This window comes from Gordonia sp. NPDC058843 (assembly GCF_042743165.1).
GTDB lineage: Bacteria > Actinomycetota > Actinomycetes > Mycobacteriales > Mycobacteriaceae > Gordonia.
In genome coordinates, this window is the sequence record NZ_JBHYNC010000012.1 from 114,854 (window position 1) to 130,744 (window position 15,891).

The window sequence follows — 15,891 nt, forward strand, 5'->3', positions numbered from 1 at the left end:
TTACTTGCTCGCCAGCTCGGCGGCCTTGTCGGCGCCCGAGTCCATGGTTTCGGCGAGCGTGACCAACGGGTGGTTCGCATCGGCCAGGATCTTGCGGCCTTCGTCGACCTTGTTGCCGTCGAGGCGGACGACCAACGGCTTGTTGGCGTCCGACCCCAACTTCTCCAGAGCACCGACGATGCCGTTGGCGACGGCGTCACACGCGGTGATGCCACCGAAGACGTTGACGAAGACGCTCTTGACCTGCTCGTCGCCGAGGATGACGTCGAGACCGGCAGCCATGACCTCGGCCGAGGCGCCGCCGCCGATGTCGAGGAAGTTCGCGGGCTTCACGTTGTTGTGCTTCTCGCCGGCGTAGGCGACCACGTCGAGGGTCGACATGACCAGGCCCGCGCCGTTGCCGATGATGCCGACTTCACCGTCGAGCTTGACGTAGTTGAGGTCGTTCTCCTTGGCCTTGAGCTCCAGGGGATCGGTGGCGTCGCGATCCTCGAACTCCTCGTGGCCGGGCTGACGGAAGTCGGCGTTGGCATCGAGGGTGACCTTGCCGTCGAGGGCGAGGATCTGATCGTCCGGGGTGCGGACGAGTGGGTTGACCTCGACCAGGGTGGCGTCCTCCTTGACGAAGACCTCCCAGAGCTTCGCGATGGTGACCGCTGCGGCGTCGAGCACCTCGGCGGGCAGATGGCCCTGCTCGGCGATCGAGCGCGCGGTTTCCAGATCGACACCCTTCACGGCGTCGACGGCGACCCTCGCGAGGCGCTCGGGCTTGGTCGCGGCGACCTCTTCGATCTCCATGCCGCCCTCGACCGAGCACATGGCCAGGTAGGAGCGGTTGGTGCGATCGAGAAGGAAGGAGATGTAGTACTCCTCCGCGATGTCGCTGGCCTCGGCGACCAGCAGCTTCTTGACGACGTGGCCCTTGATGTCGAGGCCAAGGATGTTGGAAGCGTGGGACTGCGCGTCGTCCGGGGTCGCGGCGTACTTCACGCCGCCTGCCTTGCCACGCCCGCCGGTCTTGACCTGCGCCTTGATCATCACAGGCTTGCCGATTTCCTCGGCGATCGCCCGCGCGTCGGCGGCATCATCGGTCACCCGACCGGGTGTGGTGGGAACCCCGTGCTTGGCGAACAGTTCCTTCGCCTGGTATTCGAAGAGATCCATTCAGCTCACCATCTCGTAGATTTGCCCGCGCAAGGGTGTAATGCGGGCCATATCGGACTTTAAACCTGTCGTGAATCGCCTCCCCGCGCGCACCCTGCGCTTGTGCGACAGATCACTCGCTCGGTCGGTTCTCACAGCATCGACGATGCCGCGTGAGGAACGGGGCGCGTTGATGCACCCATGAACTGCACTTACACCGCAGTACCCGGCCGCTCCGTCGTCACAGGATCGATTTGCTGTAACGAACAGCAAATTTGCCAGTTTCTAGAGGATGATCACAGTCGTGTGACTCAGCTCACAATATCCCGGTTTGTCGCTTTCTACGGTTGGACTTGCCGCAATCATTTCGTTACCGTCGGCTCTCAGCAGTTGGTCACAGAAGGATTACGGACGCTAACTTCGAATCCGCCAACGACGAGATGCGGCAGCAAGAGATGAGGTGGACGATTTGGCGGGACTCGGTGTCTCACGCGGATCGGGCCGCGTCCGATCGGGCGGGTTGATCGATGACGTCACAGCGGAAGAGATGACCACGATCATCCCCGTCGTCGACACCGACGACGCCGCTGGATACGACCTCGGCGATTACGACTTCGACTTCGCAGACTCCGACGTCACCACCCGCGAGTCCTCCGACGGCAGCTGGACCCCGTCGTCGTGGCAGGGCTACTACCGTCCGACGCGCTCGGAGATCACTCAGGACATCCTGATCCCCGAGCACGAGTTCGATCAGTACGAGCACGATGAGCCGTTCGACGTCGACGGCGCCGAACTCGACATCCTCGTCGACGACGATCTCGACGACGACACCGCCGAACGCCCCTTCCGGACCAATCCGGCCGGGCAGCGCATCCGACGCGGCGGCAAGCACCGCATCGCGGCGCCCCCGAATGCCCTCAAGGGCGGGCGCGCAGCCCTCGTCGCCATGGCCGCGGGCGCAGCGGTCGCCGCCGTCGCACAGGTCAGCACGAGCGACCAGGCGCCTGCCCCCGTGAACGCCGCCGCTGTCAACGACGCCGCGGGCCAAGGAGCGGCACCGGTCGAACTCGGCCCCGGAGTGGCCGCCGCGACCCCGCAGACCGACCAGATGAACGTCTTCACCAACCAGCTGGGTGTCGGCGCCAAGATCGCCGCCGACGAGGCACGCCGCGAAGCCCTGGCTCGACGACCGATGTTCGCCTCGCCGATCCCGCTCGGCAACTACGACTTCACTTCTGCCTTCGCGATGCGCTGGGGCACCATGCACGGCGGCATCGACATGGCCGCGCCCCTCGGTACCCCGATCCACGCGGCCACCGACGGCGTCGTGATCAAGGCAGAGCCCGCCTCGGGCTACGGCCATTGGGTCCAGGTACAGGCAGCCGACGGAACGGTCACCATGTACGGCCACATGGCCTCCTCGGGCGTCCTGGTCAAGGAAGGCCAGCGCGTCACCGCCGGCGATGTCATCGCCCTGGTCGGCAACGAGGGCTTCTCCTTCGGCCCGCACCTGCACTTCGAGGTGTGGAAGAACGGCAGCACCAAGATCGATCCCGTGCCGTGGCTCGCCGCCAAGGGCGTGAAGCTCTCCGGTTACACCGGCTAACAGCGGGCGCCGTAGGTCCGCCTCGTGATGCACAAAGGCGCTACTTCAGCGTGCTTGCGCTATTTGTGACCAGCGCGAACGACCTGAAGTAGCGCTTCTCTGCTCCAGACGGAGTACCGGCGCCTCTCCCCTAGAGTTTGTCCCCGGGAATTCCTCCGGCAGTGAGAAGCGTGACGCGCCCCGCGCTGCCGCCGTAGTCGATCGTCACGCGTTCGGTGGCGCCGCTACCCTCCTTGGCCACGACCTTGCCCATCCCGTACTTGGGATGGTTGTGCCGATCACCGATGTCGAGTTGGACCTGCTTGTTGCGTCCGCGCGCCGGATCCGAGGAGTACGACGAGCGGCCGCGGCCCATCGACGATGAGCCACCCGAAGCCGAGAACCCTCCGTCGCGGCCGAACACGCCGCCTGATGATCCGCCGAAGCCGCGCGCGGAGCGCCGGGGTTCCGTGCGTCGCCAGTCGATGAGGTGCTGCGGAATCTCCTGCAGGAAGCGGGATTCCGGATTCGACACCGGCTGCCCCCACGAGGCCCGGGTAACCGATCGGGTGAGGTACAACCGCTGCTTGGCACGGGTGATGCCGACGTAGGCCAGGCGTCGTTCCTCACTCAACTCGGCCGGATCACCCAGCGCACGCATGTGCGGGAAATGCCCGTCCTCCCAACCGGTCACGAAGACCACCGGGAACTCCAGACCCTTGGCGGTGTGCAGGGTCATCATCGTGACCACACCCTCGCCTTCGTCCGGCACCTGGTCGGCGTCGGCGACCAGCGAGACGCGCTCGAGAAACGCTGCGAGCGAACCGGGTTCGGGCTCACCCTCACGATCCACCTCGTCGGTGTCCGGATCGTCGGCGTCGACATCGACCTGGGCGGCGTCGGCGCTGAATTCCCTTGCCACGGCCACCAGCTCGTTGATGTTGTCGAGGCGCGCGCCGTCCTGCGGATCGCTGGAGGCCTCGAGCTCGGCACGGTAGCCGGTACGCTCGACGATCGCGTCGACGAGTTCGCCGATGTCGGCCGACTCCTCGGTGGCGTCGAGGTAGGCGACGTCGGCGTCATCGGTGTCGGACTCGCCGAAGTGCGTGAGGAAGTCGGTGCGCAATCCCTCGATGAGCTCGACGAAACCGCCGATCTGCTTGACCGCCCGCGTGTTCAACAGGGCGACCTTGCCCTCGGCGGCGTCGATCAGCGACTCATAGAAGCTCCGGCCGGTGTTCTCCGAATGCACGGCGACACAGGCTTCCGCGCGATCGCCGATGCCCCGCCGAGGGGTGTTGAGGATGCGGCGCAGGCCGACCGAGTCGTCGGGGTTGGCGACCACCCGCAGGTACGCGACCACATCCCGTACCTCCTTGCGCTCGTAGAACTTGGTGCCGCCGACGACCTTGTAGGGAATCCCGTGCCGGACGAACACCTCCTCGATCGCACGCGAACCGGTGTTGGTGCGGTAGAACACCGCGACGTCGGAGTACTTGTGGCTCGAGGAACCGCCGATCGAGTAGTCGGTGAGTTCTTCGATCTCCTTGGCGATGAACGTCGACTCGTCGCGATCGGAATCGGCGACGTAGCCGACGATGAGTTCGCCGTCGCCGGAGTCGGTCCACAGTCGCTTCTCGCGCCGGTTCGAGTTGCGTGCGATGACGGCGTTGGCTGCCGACAGGATCGTCTGCGTCGATCGGTAGTTCTGTTCGAGCAGAACGGTTTCCGCGGACGGGAAGTCGCGCTCGAACTCCTCGATGTTGCGGATCGTGGCGCCACGGAAGGCGTAGATGGACTGGTCGGCATCGCCGACGACACACAGTTCGGAGGGCTCCAGCCCGCCCGCGGTGGTCTGCTCCCCCACCAGTTCGCGGATGAGCACGTACTGCGCGTGGTTCGTGTCCTGGTACTCGTCGACCAGGACGTGACGGAACCGGCGCCGGTAGTACTCGGCGACCTGGGGGTGCCGGTGCAGCAGCGCCACGGTCTCGCCGATCAGGTCGTCGAAGTCGAAGGCGTTCGCGGCCCGCAGGCGGCGCTGGTACTCGGCGTAGATCCGAGCGATCGTCGTCGACGTCGGGTCGTCCTCGGGTGCCGAGGCCAGCGCTTCGTCGGGCGAGATCAGCTCGTTCTTGAAGTTCGACACCGCCACCGACACCCCGCGCGGGCTGAACTTCTTGGGGTCGAGGTCGAGGTCGCGGATGACCATGCCGAACAGCCGCTTCGAGTCGTCGGCGTCGTAGATGGAGAAGTTGGAGTTCATCGACTCCAGCAACCCCGACTGCGCCCGGAGGATGCGCACGCACGTGGAGTGGAACGTCGAGACCCACATGTAGGCGGCGCGCGGGCCGACGAGATCGATGACGCGTTCGCGCATCTCCGCGGCGGCCTTGTTGGTGAAGGTGATCGCCAGGATCTGGCCGGGGGTGACGTCTCGCGCGGCCAGCAGGTAGGCGATCCGGCGGGTCAGGACGGCCGTCTTCCCCGAACCGGCGCCCGCCACGATCAGCAACGGTGCGCCGGCGTGCAGCACCGCGGCCCGCTGTTGCGGGTTGAGTCCTTCGAGCAGGCGCGCGACCCGGTCGTCGGCGGCCGCACCCGAGGGAACGGCGCCCGCGCGACCGGCGAGAAGAGGGGCAGAAGAAGAGCTGTTCATCGGTTGTCCAGGCTACCCGCCACCGCCGACAGACCCCCGTTCGCCGGTCCGCTGCGCCGCGGCGCGCGGTCCACCGAACAATCGACCGACACCGTGGGTTGAGGCCCCGATCGCCGTGCCCCGCGGCTAATATGACGCGGTATCACCGGCTCGGGGTGCCCTGTCTGCGAACGCCTTCGCACACGGCGACGACGCCCCGGCGAGCAGGAAGAGGCGCCATGAAGAGACCGTCCGTTGTCCCCGCCGCCATCGTCCTGGGTGTCGGGGCACTGGCTCTCGTCATCGCGCTCGTCCTGTCGTTCGTGCCGTTCAGCAGCGCGGGCACCGTCGAGCCCACGCCGGCCTTCCGCGCGCAGAAGAGCCTCGACGAGGTGCTGTTCAAGATGGCGACCAGCCCGGCGGCCAAATTCACCGGCAAGGTCACCTACAAGTACGACGACGAGCGCGGCGAGGGCACGGTCGAGTTCGACGACCTGATCGTCACCACGTCGAACACCGCCGAGGGCACGATCACGCTCGGCTCGCAGCAGGGCGAATACCGCCAGATCGGCAACAGCCCGTTCATCAGCGCGCCCGGCGCCCTGTGGACCGAACTCCTCGTCGACGCCGAGAAGACCAACCTCGACGCCGCGCCCCTGGACAACAAGTGGGCCTCGACCCGATTCACCAGCATGCCGCGCCTGGGCACGATCCTCGGCCCGGACAACCTGGCCGGCGACATCGGCAACATAGAGGCCGGTGACGCACCGCAGCTCGGCGCCGAGCTGCCGACACCCAACAAGGGCACACCCGACGCCCGCCACTGGCCGACCACCGACCCGCCCATCGAGTTCATCGGGGACGACAAGGTGAAGATCGGGACGTGGGAGGTCACGTTCGACCCGGAGACGAAGAACGTGACCAACGTCAAGGGCCAGAGCGTGCAGGGCCCGGTCACCTACGACATCGACGCGGCGGTCAGCCTGCAGCCGGCCGATCAGGCGCAGAAGGTGTTCGCCAACCAGCGTGCGCTCGTCTCCGACCTGGTGTCGGTGCCCGCTCCCGGACTGTGGATGAAGCAGCCGGTGGTGTCCTCACGCCAGACCGGTGCGTGCACGACCGCGACGTGCGCCTTCGACTACACCGTGCAGGGCAGCCCGTACAGCGACGACGTCCGCGGCCACTTCAACTACGGCCTGACGCTTAACTTCGCAGTCGGTAACCGCCCGCCGGGTGCACTCGGCGGCGAGTGCAAGGTGGTCCTGCGGGTCGACTTCGGACGGAACGGCACCACCCGGTGCGCGGCCACGAACCTTCCGCCGAACACCAACATCGCGTCGCGGTACAGCTTCACCTATCTCGCGTTCATCGACTCCACCGAGACCGAGCTGAACGATCTCATCGACAACAACGAGAAGCAGACCAACACCGAGATCGTCTATGTCCGCACCGGGAACAAAGAACCGGCGCAGGCGAGGTTCGGCGCCGGCGTGACCGGACTGCCGAGTTACTACGCGATCAAGCGCGGCGATTACGTCTTCGACGGCATCGGCACCGACGGCAACATGCACATCACCTTCGGTGAGGGGTATCAAGAGCACATCGTCGGCGGCGCCTTCGATCCGTCCTGGGAGGGCACCCGGGTGCTCCGCGAGCAGATGGCACAGCAGGTCGACGCGGCCGGCGACGCCAAGGTCGTCTACTTCGTCGCCGAAGAGGAGACCGCCAGGGCGCTCCGCACCCTGATCGCTGCGGAGAACCAGAGCGACAACATCTCGGCCTTCCACTACGACTAGAGGACTCAGCCGCCGGCGAAGCGCGCCTCGGCGGCTTCCCCCACCCGGCCGGTGCCGGTGTGCAGTCGCAGTCCCGGCGTCAGGGGACGGACCTCGACATGGTCGCCGCCACCGTCGATCCGGACATACACCGACCCTAATCCCGCCCGGACCGGCGCCCGCACCGCATCCCCGTCCTCGAGCGCGATCTCGATCTCGCCGTCTCGTGTCGCGCAGTAACTCAGCGCGATCGTCCAGGGCCACGAGAAGAGCGGGCCGTCGAGTCGCAGTCGGGTGGGTCCGGCGACCTCCGGCGTACGGCAGGTGCCGTCGCCCGCGAGGATGTTGCGTCGTTGGGTCACGCCTCCGGGCACGAGGTTCCCCGCGGTGTCGAGGACGAACAGCCGGTCGGTCGCCTCGCCGAAGTCGGGCCGGGGAGCCACCCGTCCGAAGATCCGGCTGACCTGGTTGTCGGGGTAGACGAACGGTTGCAGGATCTCCAACGGCACGGACTGATCGAGCAGGACCTGGCCGTCGGGGCCCTGCGTTGCGGCGGCATGCAGTGACGCGGTCGCGGTCTCCAGATAGTCGCCGGTCGGGTTGTCACGCCACGACGACGAGAACGAGACCAGCGACACCAGCGCGGAGACCACCACCAGCGCGCCCACGACGGACGCGAGGGCAGGCAGAGCCGGCCGCTCCTCGTCGTCGCCGGTCTCGGCGTCGGACGTCCGAGCGTGTCGACCACCCACGTCGGCCTTCCGGGACGGCGCCGCACACAGGAGGGCCACCGCGATCGTGAACACGAGCGCCGTGTCCGGGAGGTAGCGCATGTGCTGAGCGAGTTCGAGCGCGGTCTGCGGGCTCGACCGATTCCACATCACGGGGATCTGAGCCGCGACGGCGTAGATCGCCGCGCACGCGACGATCACCGCGCCGCCACGTCTGCGGGCCACCGCCCACCACGTCACCGCGGCCAGGACCAGCCAGCCGCCGACGATCATCCACATCTGTGGGAAGCCCGTCGGCGGACTCGGCGTCCACCGTTCCCACTCCCACGGGCCGCCGACGAGCGACGGCACGATGGCGTCGGTCACCGACCTCCAGACCAGGCGCGCGGTCTGCGTCACCGAGTGCTCACCAGACGTGGGGTCCGTGGTGACGAAGTACACCGCCACCCACAGCGCGGTGGTGACGCTCAGTGCGATCCACAGCTCGCGGGCCGTCCGCAGCGTCGACATCGTCGCGCGCGGACCACCGTTCGCGAGGATCGCCGCGACGAGCGCCACCGGCAGGATGAACAGTGACTTCTCGAAGAACGCCAGTGCGATCACGAAGATGATCGTCGACCGGATCCACACCAGTCGACGCCCGGCATCGTCGACGTCGCCGCGACCGAGACGCACGGCGTCGGCGACGATCCAGGCCATCGCCGCCTGCATGGGGAGGGTGTTGAGACCCGCGGCCCACCAGGCGAAGGCGGGCACCGTCATCGGACTGAACAGGTAGAAGGCCAACGCGACGAGCGCACCGACACGGGCGCGCGGCGCGATGATCCGCACCATCCGCCACACCGCCACCGATGCGAGGGCCTGCAGCACCACCAGCATCACCGCAGGCACCGCCCAGTTCAGCGGCGCCAGCCATGTGGCGATCCCGGCGAGCAGGAAGGCTGCGGGCATGAAGTGGCCGTCGTGGCTGTGTCCCAGATACTCCCAGGACAGGATCGGGTTCGACGACGCGCGTGCGACGAGAACCAGATCGTCCCAGTAGAAGTTGCCGGTCGCGACGAGCCAGCCCCGGATGATCAGCTGGCCCACGATCAGGAACAGGGCGACGAGGGACACCATCCGCGCATTGGGCATGCGCTCCAGTTTCCATGGGCGGCGAGCAGCGTCGTGGTCGGGTCGGGTGACTCGGCCGCGTGCGGGTCGTGACCGGACGTCGTGGCAAAATCGGGCGCGTGACCGATCGCAGCCCCAGCCCCGGCGCTCAGGACCCCCGCCCGTCCGGCGGCACGTCCTTCGAGCACTCGATCGACCTCGAGAAATACCAGCTCACGTCCGAGGTCGGCGACCTGCCCGATGACATCGATCAGCTGCGACTCGAGATCGACCGGCTCGACGCGGTGATCCTCGCGGCGATCAAGCGCAGATCGGCGGTGTCGAAGAAGATCGGCGTCGCGCGGATGGCCTCCGGCGGCCCCCGCCTGGTCCACAGTCGGGAGGTCAAGGTGCTCGAGCGCTTCCAGGACCTCGGCCAGGAGGGGCACACCCTCGCGATGCTGCTGCTGCGCCTGGGCCGTGGACCGCTGGGCCGCTGAGCTGTCGCCGACCGTCTCGCCGGTGTGGTGGCCCGGTGACACTTCCCGGCCGCATGTGACGACCGTCGCGGCCTCGACGCCGAGCACATAGGGTTAGGGGTCATGAGCACCCCGGCCTCTGGCAGCGACTTCACCGGCACCGATCATGGCGACATCACCGCGACGCAGTCCTGGCAGGCGCTCGCGGCTCATCAGCCCCACGTGTACGCGATGCACCTGCGTGAGGTGTTCGCGATAGATCCCGCGCGCGGCCGCGAACTCACCGTCGACGTCGGTGACCTGCACATCGACTACTCGAAGCACCGTGTTCTGCGCGAGACGCTCGAATTGCTCATGAGCCTCGCGCGCGAGGTGGGTCTCGAGGAGATCCGGGACGACATGTTCGCCGGGACCCACATCAACACCTCCGAGGACCGCGCGGTCCTGCACACCGCGCTCCGGCTGCCGGCCGATGCGAAGCTGACCGTCGACGGCCAGGACGTCGTCACCGACGTGCACGAGGTCCTGACCCGGATGGGCCGGTTCACCGACCGCCTGCGCAGTGGGGAGTGGAAGGGCCACACCGGAAAACCCATCACCGATGTCGTCAACATCGGCATCGGCGGGTCCGATCTCGGACCGGTCATGGTCTATCAGGCACTGCGCCACTACGTCGACGCCGGGATCCGATGTCACTTCGTCTCCAACGTCGATCCCGCGGACATGGTCGGGACACTCGCTGACCTCGACGCCGAGACGACGCTGTTCATCATCGCGTCGAAGACCTTCACCACCCTCGAGACGCTGACCAACGCCGCCGCCGCGCGCACCTGGCTCCTGCAGGCCCTCGACGCCGACTCCGACGCTGTGGCAAAGCATTTCGTCGCCGTCAGCACCAATGCCGCCGAAGTCGCCGGGTTCGGCATCGACACCGACAACATGTTCGGCTTCTGGGACTGGGTCGGCGGCCGCTACTCGGTGGACTCCGCGATCGGGCTGTCGGTGATGGCGGCGATCGGCAAAGAGCGCTTCGCCGAGTTCCTCGACGGCTTCCACCTCGTCGACGAGCACTTCCGCACGCAGCCGCTGGAGCACAACGCTCCGGTCATCCTCGGACTGATCGGCCTCTGGTACAACAACTTCTGGGACGTCGGCACCCGCGCGGTTCTCCCCTACAGCAACGACATGGCCCGCTTCGCCGCCTACCTGCAGCAGCTGACGATGGAGTCGAACGGCAAGTCGGTCACCGCGAGTGGCCATCACGTCACCACCGACACCGGCGAGATCTTCTGGGGCGAGCCGGGAACCAACGGTCAGCATGCCTTCTATCAACTGCTGCATCAAGGTACGCGGATGGTGCCGGCCGACTTCATCGGTTTCGCCGAACCGACCGACGACCTACCGACTGACCCGGACGGGTCGGGGTCCATGCACGACCTGCTGATGAGCAACTACTTCGCACAGACCAAGGTGCTCGCCTTCGGCAAGACCGCCGACGAGATCGCCGCCGAGGGCGTGCCGCCACAGGTGGTGGCCCACAAGGTGATGCCCGGCAACCGTCCGACCACCTCGATCCTCGCTCCGCAGCTCACCCCGTCGGTCATCGGCCAGCTCGTGGCGCTCTACGAACACCAGGTCTTCGTCGAAGGTGCCATCTGGGGCATCAACCCGTTCGACCAGTGGGGCGTCGAACTGGGCAAGACCCAGGCCAAGGAGCTGCTGGGCACCATCATCCAGCCGGAAGCGCCTCACACTCATGATGATTCGTCGACCGATGCCCTCGTGGCGTGGTACCGGGAGCGGCGGGGACGCGCTGTCTGACCTACTTCCAGTACTCCTCGTCGAAGACCTCGTGGGGAATCTCGTCGCCGGGCTCCACGCCCAGTGATTGGATGCGGCCCATGATCGCGGCCGCGGTCGCCACGTAGGTGACGAGATCGGTTGGCTCCACGTCACGTTCGGCGGGATCGCCGCCGAGGAACTCGTACAGGCTGGGTGGGACGCAGCCACCCATGTCCAGCGCGCGGGTGCCCGTCGCCTCGCGCCAGGCGTCGAAGCTCGCCACGTCGACGGCCTCGGCGACATCCCCGGTGCGGACGGCCTCGAGAACATCGTCGAGGGTGGCCAGTTCGCCCGATGTCCCGCTGGACGGATCGAAGCCGAGAACCGTGTCGGCGGAGGTCGTCTCGTCGTCGTCGAGGGTGAAGTAGACGATGCCCCGCCAGTCCGAGCCCAGCGCCGCGATGTCCGAGCGACCGAAGATCTCGCCGAGCAATTCGCCGACCTGCTCCCGCCGCCGGGCGCCGAAGACCTGAAACGCGCCCGATGCCACCACTTGTCCCTGCTTGTTCGCCACGACGGTCACCTTACGCAGGTCAGTCGTCGATACCGAGGACGACCACGCGCCCCGACTCCGGGGACAGGTAGACCGTCGCCCGCCACTGGGCAGACGAGAAGGCCCGGTCGAGTTCCGGGCCGCCGAGCAGCCGGCCGGACGGGACGAAACCGCGCAATTCGCCGGCCGGCGACTGGGGTTGCGAGACGGGCTTCGCCTGGTATTCCTGCGCCCACTCGGCCACCTGCTCGGTACCGGCGTTCATGACGGCGTCGAACCAGTAGGTGCTCGGCCCGGGAATGCGGCCGGTAGAGGCGGTCCCGATGGTGCCGGCCGCCCAGCCGTCGACGGTCGCGTCGGCCAGAGCCGGAAAACGCGCCGCGACCGGTTCGAGGTCGCGGCGCGGACCGGTCGTCAGAACCTTCGTCGGCGGTGGAGGCGATGACGAGTTCGGCGAGGTGGCCGGGACCCGATCGGTCGGCGCCGTCGGCCCGCAGCCGAGCAGCCCGGCGAGTCCGAGGACGACGGCGACTCCGGCCAACCAGAGCCGCCACGGGTTGCGCAGCATCCCGTCACGCTAGGCCATTCCGGCCGACCGTGCGTGAGATGTCCACTGCGTGAATGAGTTCCACTCCGCGAGTGGTACTGGTCAGACGAGCCGCCGACTGACCGACGCAGGCAGGAATTTCAGGGCCGCCGCGATGGGCGTCCACGGCCACGCGGGCACCGGGGCCCAGTCCTTCTCCGCCTCGATCGCCTTGACCAGGGCATCGACGCCCTTGTCCGTCTCGACCATCAGCGAGGTCTTGACTCCCCGGTTGATGTCGGTCTCGATGTAGCCCGGCGCCACCACCGACACCGTGATCGGCGACGAGGCGAACTCGGCCTGCAGCCCCTGACCCAGGGCCGTCAGTCCGGCTTTCGACGCCGAGTACGCGGCCTGCGCTTTCGGCATACCGCGGACACCCGAGATGGAACTGATCAGCACCAGATGACCGGCATTCTGCGCACGGAAGATCTCGAGCGCCGCCTCGGCCTGGGCCAGGGCGCCCACGAGGTTGGTCTGCACGGTCTCGATGTTCGCCGCGGCCTTGCCGGTGCCGAGGGGAGCCCCCTTGCCGAGTCCGGCGTTGACGATGACCCGGTCGAGGCCGCCCAGACCGTCGGCCAGTCGCCGGAAGACCTCGGGAACTGCCTCGACATCGGTGACGTCGAGCGTCGCGACCTCGACGTGTTCGGCGGCAGGTCGCAGTTCATCGGCCAGCGCGTCGAGCTTCTCGCGGCGGCGAGCCGCTAGCGCGAGCGACCGTCCCTGCGCCGCGAACCGTCGGGCCATGCCCTCCCCGAGTCCCGAGCTGGCCCCGGTGATGAGAATCTTCTGCCGTGTCGTCACGACACCAAGGCTACCGGCCGGTAGGTTCAGATTCCCCGCCCGGCGTCGACGGCCTACTTCAGCAACCGTGACATACGACGATCAGCCAGCACCTTCCCGCCCGTCTGACACGTGGCGCAGTACTGGAAGGACCGATCGGCGAAGGACACCTCGCGCACGATGTCCCCACACACCGGGCACGGCAGCCCGGTACGGGCGTGCACGCGCAGACCGGTGCGTTTCTCCGACTTGAGCCGCGCCACCGCCTGCCCTTCCAGGCGGCCCGTCGCGTCGGTGAGCACACCGCGCATGGCGTCATAGAGTGTGGCGACCTGCTCGGGTTTCAGCGTCTTCGACGACGCGAACGGCGACAGGCGCGCGGTGTGCAGGATCTCGTCGGAGTACGCGTTGCCGATCCCGGCGATCGTGTGCTGGTCGGTGAGCACGTTCTTGATCCGGCCGGTCGTCCCGGCGAGGATCTCCGCGAACTGTTCGGTCGTCAGTTCGAGCGCGTCGGGTCCCAGACCCGCGATCCGCTCGACCTCGGTGAGATCGCGGACCAGCCAGACGGCGAGTCGTTTCTGCGTCCCGGCCTCGGTGACGTCGAAGCCCTCGCCGGGCAATCCGCAGTGCACGCGCAGGGCGATCGGACTCTTCCCGCCCGGACGCAGGGGTTTGGGCGACAGGTCCTCACTCCACCGCACCCACCCCGCCCGCGACAGATGGATGACCAGCTGCAGCAACGGTTCCGACGCGGTGGCGGCCGAACCGGGAATGGTACGGAAGACCAGGTACTTCCCGACGCGTCCGACGGATTCGACGATCCGGTCCATCAGCGCCGTGTAGGGCGGGTCGGCGGTCTTGAGCACCGACAACGACGCGACGTCGACCCGACGGATCGGGAGTCCGGCCGCACGGCCGTCGACGTAATCGGCGATGGCGGCCACCTCTGGAAGCTCAGGCATGCGTCCAGTGTGCTCTAGTTGTGGGATGAACTCCCGACTTTCCGACGCCGAACTGGCTGCCCGGATCGCGCAGGGAGCCGGTGAAGTACTCCTCGGAATCCGTTCCGGTGACCTGCTCGGCGGAGCAATGCTCGGCGATGTCGGCGATGCGCTTGCGCAGGCGTGGATCTCGACGGTGCTGCGAAAACACCGCCCCCGCGACGCCGTATTGTCCGAGGAGGCCGCCGACGTCGGCGACCGGGCCACTGCGGCACGCGTGTGGATCATCGATCCCCTGGACGGCACAAGGGAATTCGCGGCCGGGTCGGCAGACTGGGCGGTGCACGTGGCCCTGACCGAGCGCGGGGTCGTCACCGAGGCGTCGGTGTCGTTGCCCGCGACGGGCGAGCTGTTCCGTTCGGACACCGTCGCGCAACCGGGCGGCGCACTGACGCGCCGTCTCGTCACCTCGCGCTGGGGCGGGTCGTACGAGGCCAGTTATGTCGCCAACCGACTGGGCCTGCAGATGGTGCCGGTCGGCTCGGCCGGGGCGAAGGCGATGGCCGTCGTCCGCGGCGACGCCGATGCCTACGTCCACGCCGGCGGCCAGTACGAATGGGACAACGCGGCACCTGTCGGGGTTGCGCTGGCAGCCGGCCTGCACTGCAGTCGCCTCGACGGGTCGGAGATCGTGTACAACAACCGGCACCCGTACATGCCGGACTTCGTCATCTGCCGCAGCGAGATCCGCGAGGAGATGCTCGCGGCCCTGCAGCAGATCTGGTGACACCGGGCCGGGCCGGGAGCATACCGCTGTCGGTGCGCACCCGGCCCTGGTGAACTGGACCGGTGAACGGAATCGGCGACGCGGTGGTGCGCATCGGCCCCGCTCTCGTGGTGGTCATCGTCCTGCTGGCCGCGATCGCGGTGATGGTGAACCGCCGGAGCGGACTGGCCTGGGAGACGGTCGTCGCCACGCTCCGTGCAGCCGTGCAACTCGCGGTGCTGGCTGCTGTCCTCGCCGCGGTGGTTCCCCACCTGTGGGGGTCGGCGCTGTTCGTCGCGGCGATGGCGTCGGCGGCGTCGTGGACGTCGGCCCGACGTGTCCGGCCCGACGGGCCCGGCCTCGCCGGAATCGCCTGGTGCGTCGGACCGGTGGCGGCGCCGACGATCGTGATCGTGACCGCGCTCGTCGTCGCCGGGGTGCTCCCCGGTCGCGGCATCGCCGTGATCCCCACTGCCGGGATCATGCTCGGCGGCGCCATGATCACCACGTCGCTCGCCGGCCGTCGGGCGCACGACGAGTTGAAGGTGCGTCGCGGCGAGGTGGAGGCCGCGCTGTCGCTGGGCTTCGACCCTCGGGACGCGCGGATGGAGATCGCCGGCCCTGCCTCGGCCACCGCTCTGGTGCCCGGCCTCGATCAGACCCGGTCGGTGGGACTCGTGACGATTCCCGGCGCTTTCGTCGGCATGGTCCTCGGCGGTGCCTCGGTGTGGGCGGCTGCGGCCATGCAGTTGTTCGTCCTGATCGCCCTGCTTGCGGTGAGTTCCATCGCGATGCTCGTCACGGTGGAACTGGTTGCGCGGGAACGCCTGTGATCTGGCGGCGCATCTGACCGGGACCCTTCGTGACGCTCGCAAGCTCGCTCCTCAGGGAGCGGGTGGGCTCCCTGAGGTGCGAGGAGCGATAGCGACCACCGTCTTGCTCCCTGAGGTGCGAGGAGCGCAAGCCGCCGGGCCGAGCAAGCGACGAAGGAGCGCGTCGAGGTCGACGAGCCTCGAAGGGCCTGGTGAGAC

At 67.8% G+C, this 15,891-nt stretch carries 13 protein-coding genes; 6 read left to right on the forward strand and 7 right to left on the reverse strand.

The window, feature by feature from the left end:
• Entirely contained in the window at positions 1–1,164 is a 1,164-nt protein-coding gene (gene sucC / locus ACFW3F_RS11180) for an ADP-forming succinate--CoA ligase subunit beta (protein WP_010843609.1), read from the reverse strand.
• A gap of 439 nt (positions 1,165–1,603) precedes the next feature.
• On the opposite strand from sucC, the gene ACFW3F_RS11185 reads away from it, so the two are divergent.
• Positions 1,604–2,749: a M23 family metallopeptidase gene (locus ACFW3F_RS11185; protein ID WP_388057209.1), complete on the forward strand. Its 1,146-nt coding sequence runs from the start codon at positions 1,604–1,606 to the stop codon at positions 2,747–2,749.
• 130 nt (positions 2,750–2,879) lie between these two features.
• Here the strand turns inward: ACFW3F_RS11185 and ACFW3F_RS11190 are convergent, their stop codons facing one another.
• Positions 2,880–5,387, reverse strand: a complete 2,508-nt coding sequence (locus ACFW3F_RS11190; RefSeq protein ID WP_388057211.1) for a UvrD-helicase domain-containing protein — start codon at positions 5,385–5,387, stop codon at positions 2,880–2,882.
• A gap of 218 nt (positions 5,388–5,605) precedes the next feature.
• Between ACFW3F_RS11190 and ACFW3F_RS11195 the strand changes: the two genes are divergently transcribed.
• The gene (locus ACFW3F_RS11195) at positions 5,606–7,162 is read left to right on the forward strand and encodes a hypothetical protein (RefSeq protein WP_388057213.1); all 1,557 of its coding nucleotides are present in this window, start codon (positions 5,606–5,608) and stop codon (positions 7,160–7,162) included.
• Between the two features lie 5 nt (positions 7,163–7,167).
• Here ACFW3F_RS11195 and ACFW3F_RS11200 read toward each other — a convergent pair whose 3' ends face one another.
• On the reverse strand, positions 7,168–9,006 hold the full coding sequence (locus tag ACFW3F_RS11200) for a hypothetical protein (RefSeq protein WP_388057215.1): 1,839 nt from the start codon (positions 9,004–9,006) through the stop codon (positions 7,168–7,170).
• A gap of 98 nt (positions 9,007–9,104) precedes the next feature.
• Here ACFW3F_RS11200 and ACFW3F_RS11205 point away from each other — a divergent pair, with 98 nt between their 5' ends.
• Together ACFW3F_RS11205 and pgi are read left to right on the forward strand one after the other, a co-directional pair.
• Positions 9,105–9,464 (forward strand): chorismate mutase, encoded by a 360-nt coding sequence (locus ACFW3F_RS11205; RefSeq protein ID WP_388057216.1) that lies wholly within the window; start codon positions 9,105–9,107, stop codon positions 9,462–9,464.
• Between the two features lie 102 nt (positions 9,465–9,566).
• Entirely contained in the window at positions 9,567–11,264 is a 1,698-nt protein-coding gene (pgi, locus tag ACFW3F_RS11210; protein ID WP_388057217.1) for a glucose-6-phosphate isomerase, read from the forward strand.
• 1 nt (position 11,265) lies between these two features.
• Here pgi and ACFW3F_RS11215 read toward each other — a convergent pair whose 3' ends face one another.
• The 4 genes from ACFW3F_RS11215 to ACFW3F_RS11230 form a co-directional block, all read right to left on the reverse strand.
• The gene (locus ACFW3F_RS11215) at positions 11,266–11,799 is read right to left on the reverse strand and encodes a hypothetical protein (protein WP_388057219.1); all 534 of its coding nucleotides are present in this window, start codon (positions 11,797–11,799) and stop codon (positions 11,266–11,268) included.
• 19 nt (positions 11,800–11,818) lie between these two features.
• On the reverse strand, positions 11,819–12,346 hold the full coding sequence (locus ACFW3F_RS11220) for a hypothetical protein (protein ID WP_388057221.1): 528 nt from the start codon (positions 12,344–12,346) through the stop codon (positions 11,819–11,821).
• Positions 12,347–12,427: 81 nt separating this feature from the next.
• Positions 12,428–13,171: an SDR family oxidoreductase gene (locus ACFW3F_RS11225; RefSeq protein ID WP_388057223.1), complete on the reverse strand. Its 744-nt coding sequence runs from the start codon at positions 13,169–13,171 to the stop codon at positions 12,428–12,430.
• A gap of 53 nt (positions 13,172–13,224) precedes the next feature.
• A complete protein-coding gene (locus ACFW3F_RS11230; protein WP_388057225.1) occupies positions 13,225–14,115 on the reverse strand; it encodes a DNA-formamidopyrimidine glycosylase family protein in 891 nt (296 codons plus the stop codon).
• 25 nt (positions 14,116–14,140) lie between these two features.
• On the opposite strand from ACFW3F_RS11230, the gene ACFW3F_RS11235 reads away from it, so the two are divergent.
• Both ACFW3F_RS11235 and ACFW3F_RS11240 read left to right on the forward strand, forming a co-directional pair.
• Positions 14,141–14,881, forward strand: coding sequence for a 3'(2'),5'-bisphosphate nucleotidase CysQ (locus tag ACFW3F_RS11235; protein WP_388057227.1), 741 nt, complete (start codon positions 14,141–14,143; stop codon positions 14,879–14,881).
• 62 nt (positions 14,882–14,943) lie between these two features.
• Entirely contained in the window at positions 14,944–15,693 is a 750-nt protein-coding gene (locus tag ACFW3F_RS11240; protein ID WP_388057229.1) for an ABC transporter permease, read from the forward strand.
• The last annotated feature ends 198 nt before the right edge of the window (positions 15,694–15,891 follow it).